Here is a 5,501-nt window from a genome sequence, read left to right as displayed (position 1 = left end):
AATACGCGGCCTTGATTGAGCAACAGCTCAAACGCTCTTTAAAAAGTTGACCAAGTAATTCGTGTGGGCGCTGGCCGAGGTATTTCGGATATGAAATATCAGGACAGTGACTCGTCGAAATTGAGTTTTGTCTTGAGCAAGAATAGAGAATCTTCGGATTCTTGTATGATTTAAACTGAAGAGTTTGATCATGGCTCAGATTGAACGCTGGCGGCAGGCTTAACACATGCAAGTCGAGCGGTAACAGGGGTAGCTTGCTACCCGCTGACGAGCGGCGGACGGGTGAGTAATGCATAGGAAACTGCCCAGTAGTGGGGGATAGCCCGGGGAAACCCGGATTAATACCGCGTACGCCCTTCGGGGGAAAGCAGGGGATCTTCGGACCTTGCGCTATTGGATGTGCCTATGTCGGATTAGCTAGTTGGTAGGGTAAAGGCCTACCAAGGCGACGATCCGTAGCTGGTCTGAGAGGATGATCAGCCACATCGGGACTGAGACACGGCCCGAACTCCTACGGGAGGCAGCAGTGGGGAATATTGGACAATGGGGGCAACCCTGATCCAGCCATGCCGCGTGTGTGAAGAAGGCTTTCGGGTTGTAAAGCACTTTCAGTGAGGAGGAAAACTCTGCGACTAATACTCGTAGGGCTTGACGTTACTCACAGAAGAAGCACCGGCTAACTCCGTGCCAGCAGCCGCGGTAATACGGAGGGTGCAAGCGTTAATCGGAATTACTGGGCGTAAAGCGCGCGTAGGTGGTTTGATAAGCGAGATGTGAAAGCCCCGGGCTTAACCTGGGAACGGCATTTCGAACTGTCAGGCTAGAGTATGGTAGAGGAGTGTGGAATTTCCTGTGTAGCGGTGAAATGCGTAGATATAGGAAGGAACACCAGTGGCGAAGGCGGCACTCTGGACCAATACTGACACTGAGGTGCGAAAGCGTGGGGAGCAAACAGGATTAGATACCCTGGTAGTCCACGCCGTAAACGATGTCTACTAGCCGTTGGGACTCTTGAAGTCTTAGTGGCGCAGCTAACGCACTAAGTAGACCGCCTGGGGAGTACGGCCGCAAGGTTAAAACTCAAATGAATTGACGGGGGCCCGCACAAGCGGTGGAGCATGTGGTTTAATTCGACGCAACGCGAAGAACCTTACCTGGCCTTGACATGCAGAGAACTTTCCAGAGATGGATTGGTGCCTTCGGGAACTCTGACACAGGTGCTGCATGGCCGTCGTCAGCTCGTGTCGTGAGATGTTGGGTTAAGTCCCGTAACGAGCGCAACCCCTATCCCTAGTTGCTAGCAGTTCGGCTGAGAACTCTAGGGAGACTGCCGGTGACAAACCGGAGGAAGGTGGGGATGACGTCAGGTCATCATGGCCCTTACGGCCAGGGCTACACACGTGCTACAATGGTGCGCACAGAGGGCTGCAAACCCGCGAGGGGGAGCCAATCTCACAAAACGCATCGTAGTCCGGATCGCAGTCTGCAACTCGACTGCGTGAAGTCGGAATCGCTAGTAATCGTGAATCAGAATGTCACGGTGAATACGTTCCCGGGCCTTGTACACACCGCCCGTCACACCATGGGAGTGGATTGCACCAGAAGTGGTTAGTCTAACCTTCGGGAGGACGATCACCACGGTGTGGTTCATGACTGGGGTGAAGTCGTAACAAGGTAGCCGTAGGGGAACCTGCGGCTGGATCACCTCCTTAAACGAAGCCGAATGCTTCGGTCAGAGTCCACACGAATTACTTGGTTAGCTGAATAAAGAGAGCAGATGGGTCGTTGCAGGCCCGTGTTTTTGGGTCTGTAGCTCAGGTGGTTAGAGCGCACCCCTGATAAGGGTGAGGTCGGTGGTTCAAGTCCACCCAGACCCACCAGAATTATCCAGCTCGGCGTTATCGAATGACTTGCATAGCAGGCTATGCGGCGCCATCCGATGCCTTGATCTGAATAATTCTTGTAATAGCTTTATGGGGCTATAGCTCAGCTGGGAGAGCGCCTGCCTTGCACGCAGGAGGTCGGCAGTTCGATCCTGCCTAGCTCCACCAAATTACTGGCTAACTTCGGTTGGCAGTGTACAGAAACAAGCTTTTCAGTTGTGTGACTCGAGTCAGGGTTGTAACTGAAGATCTTCTTTCTGATCACTGGGTCAGATTTGCTCTTTAACAAATTGGACGAGATAGAACACGATTGATGGATTCCATTATCTCCGGAATTCATTGATCAGAGTGATAACGATTTCAAGCGTTATCCGGTGTTGTCGTTGAAGTGGTTGTTATGTCGCTTCAAGGAACTGTCTCCACTTATTGACGCCCTGGTTTACCAGGTTGTCGATGAATGGAACACAGTTGTCTTGGGGTTATATAGTCAAGCAACTAAGCGCATACGGTGGATGCCTTGGCAGTCAGAGGCGATGAAAGACGTGGAAGCCTGCGATAAGGTTCGGGGAGCTGGCAAACAAGCTGTGATCCGGGCATTTCTGAATGGGGAAACCCACCCGATTTCGGTCGGGTATCTTGCACTGAATACATAGGTGTAAGAGGCGAACCGGGGGAACTGAAACATCTAAGTACCCCGAGGAAAAGAAATCAACCGAGATTCCCTAAGTAGCGGCGAGCGAACGGGGATTAGCCCTTAAGCTAAACAACTGGTAGGAGAAGGCTCTGGAAAGTGCCGCCATAGTGGGTGATAGCCCCGTATCCGAAACCTGAGTTTAGTGAAATCGAGTAGGACGGGACACGTGATATCCTGTCTGAACATGGGGGGACCATCCTCCAAGGCTAAATACTCCTGACTGACCGATAGTGAACCAGTACCGTGAGGGAAAGGCGAAAAGAACCCCTGTGAGGGGAGTGAAATAGATCCTGAAACCGTATGCGTACAAGCAGTCGGAGCGGACTTGTTCCGTGACGGCGTACCTTTTGTATAATGGGTCAGCGACTTATGTTCAGTGGCGAGGTTAACCGTTTAGGGGAGCCGTAGGGAAACCGAGTCTGAATAGGGCGATTTAGTCGCTGGGCATAGACCCGAAACCGGGCGATCTATCCATGAGCAGGTTGAAGGTTGAGTAACATCAACTGGAGGACCGAACCCACTGTCGTTGAAAAGCCAGGGGATGACTTGTGGATCGGAGTGAAAGGCTAATCAAGCCCGGAGATAGCTGGTTCTCCCCGAAAGCTATTTAGGTAGCGCCTCGGACGAATACCACAGGGGGTAGAGCACTGTTTCGGCTAGGGGGTCATCCCGACTTACCAACCCGATGCAAACTCCGAATACCTGTGAGTACTATCCGGGAGACACACGGCGGGTGCTAACGTCCGTCGTGAAGAGGGAAACAACCCAGACCGCCAGCTAAGGTCCCCAAGTACCAGTTAAGTGGGAAACGATGTGGGAAGGCTCAGACAGCTAGGAGGTTGGCTTAGAAGCAGCCATCCTTTAAAGAAAGCGTAATAGCTCACTAGTCGAGTCGGCCTGCGCGGAAGATGTAACGGGGCTCAAACTGGTCACCGAAGCTGCGGCTGCATACTTTGTATGCGGGGTAGGGGAGCGTTCTGTAAGCCTGCGAAGGTGTGTTGAGAAGCATGCTGGAGGTATCAGAAGTGCGAATGCTGACATGAGTAACGACAATGGGAGTGAAAAACTCCCACGCCGGAAGACCAAGGGTTCCTGCGCAACGCTAATCGGCGCAGGGTGAGTCGGCCCCTAAGGCGAGACCGAAAGGTGTAGTCGATGGGAAACGGGTTAATATTCCCGTACCTTGGATAGCTGCGATGGAGAGACGGAGAAGGCTAGGTGAGCCGGGCGACGGTTGTCCCGGTTTAAGCGAGTAGGGAGTGGACTTAGGCAAATCCGGGTCCACAATCTCGAGACGCGACGACGACTGCTCTTAGAGCGGGAAGTCATTGATGCCATGCTTCCAGGAAAATCTTCTAAGCTTCAGGCTATTCGGGACCGTACCCCAAACCGACACAGGTGGTCAGGTAGAGAATACCAAGGCGCTTGAGAGAACTCGGGTAAAGGAACTAGGCAAAATGGTGCCGTAACTTCGGGAGAAGGCACGCTGGTGTTAGGTGATACCCCTGCGGGTGGAGCTGAAGCCAGTCGAAGATACCAGGCCCCTGCGACTGTTTATTAAAAACACAGCACTGTGCAAACACGAAAGTGGACGTATACGGTGTGACGCCTGCCCGGTGCCGGAAGGTTAATTGATGGGGTTAGCGCTTGCGCGAAGCTCTTGATCGAAGCCCCGGTAAACGGCGGCCGTAACTATAACGGTCCTAAGGTAGCGAAATTCCTTGTCGGGTAAGTTCCGACCTGCACGAATGGCGTAACGATGGGGGCGCTGTCTCTACCCGAGACTCAGTGAAATTGAAATCGCCGTGAAGATGCGGTGTATCCGCGGCTAGACGGAAAGACCCCGTGAACCTTTACTATAGCTTCACAGTGAACTTTGAGCATGTTTGTGTAGGATAGCTGGGAGGCTTTGAAGTGGGAACGCCAGTTCTCATGGAGCCAACCTTGAAATACCAGCCTGACATGTTTGAGGTTCTAACTTGGACCCCTTATCGGGGTTGAGGACACTGTGTGGTGGGTAGTTTGACTGGGGCGGTCTCCTCCCAAAGCGTAACGGAGGAGCACAAAGGTGGGCTAAGCATGGTCGGACATCATGCGGTTAGTGTAATGGCACAAGCCCGCTTAACTGCGAGACAGACACGTCGAGCAGGTACGAAAGTAGGTCATAGTGATCCGGTGGTTCTGTATGGAAGGGCCATCGCTCAACGGATAAAAGGTACTCCGGGGATAACAGGCTGATACCGCCCAAGAGTTCACATCGACGGCGGTGTTTGGCACCTCGATGTCGGCTCATCACATCCTGGGGCTGAAGCCGGTCCCAAGGGTATGGCTGTTCGCCATTTAAAGTGGTACGCGAGCTGGGTTTAGAACGTCGTGAGACAGTTCGGTCCCTATCTGCCGTGGACGTTGGAGATTTGAGGAAAGCTGCTCCTAGTACGAGAGGACCGGAGTGGACGAACCTCTGGTGTTCGGGTTGTCACGCCAGTGGCATTGCCCGGTAGCTATGTTCGGACAGGATAACCGCTGAAAGCATCTAAGCGGGAAGCCCCTTCCAAGATGAGATCTCCCTGGACCCTTGAGGTCCCTGAAGAGCCGTTCAAGACCAGGACGTTGATAGGTCGGGTGTGTAAGCGCTGCGAGGCGTTGAGCTAACCGATACTAATTGCTCGTGCGGCTTGACTATATAACACCCAAGACAATTGCGGATAACGCAGAGCCTAACCGCTCAAACGAAATCAGCATCACTTAGTTCCTTCTCGTCCCCCAGTGATCAACCGTTTTGCCTGACGACCATAGCGGTCTGGAACCACCTGATCCCATCCCGAACTCAGAAGTGAAACAGACCAGCGCCGATGGTAGTGTGGCGTTGCCCATGTGAGAGTAGGTCATCGTCAGGCGCCTAATACCGAAAACCCCAGCATCCT

At 53.0% G+C, this 5,501-nt stretch carries 2 tRNA genes and 3 rRNA genes; all 5 read left to right on the top strand.

The features are described 5' to 3' along the window. The first annotated feature begins 172 nt into the window (after positions 1–172). The 5 genes from J3362_RS19760 (at position 173) to rrf (ending at position 5,474) form a co-directional block, all read left to right on the top strand. Positions 173–1,712 (top strand): 16S ribosomal RNA (locus tag J3362_RS19760). A 91-nt stretch (positions 1,713–1,803) separates the two neighbouring features. Then, a tRNA-Ile gene (locus J3362_RS19755) sits at positions 1,804–1,880 on the top strand. A gap of 95 nt (positions 1,881–1,975) precedes the next feature. Next, positions 1,976–2,051: transfer RNA gene (locus tag J3362_RS19750), tRNA-Ala, on the top strand. Positions 2,052–2,368: 317 nt separating this feature from the next. Further along, positions 2,369–5,260: ribosomal RNA gene (locus J3362_RS19745) — 23S ribosomal RNA — on the top strand. Positions 5,261–5,359: 99 nt separating this feature from the next. After that, positions 5,360–5,474, top strand: a 5S ribosomal RNA gene (gene rrf / locus J3362_RS19740). Together the 16S, 23S and 5S rRNA genes with 2 tRNA genes alongside form the textbook arrangement of a ribosomal RNA operon. Positions 5,475–5,501 lie beyond the last annotated feature (27 nt).

The organism is Marinobacter sp. NFXS11, assembly GCF_040148675.1.
Classification (GTDB): Bacteria; Pseudomonadota; Gammaproteobacteria; order Pseudomonadales; family Oleiphilaceae; genus Marinobacter.
This window is presented reverse-complemented; position numbering and strand designations above follow the sequence as displayed.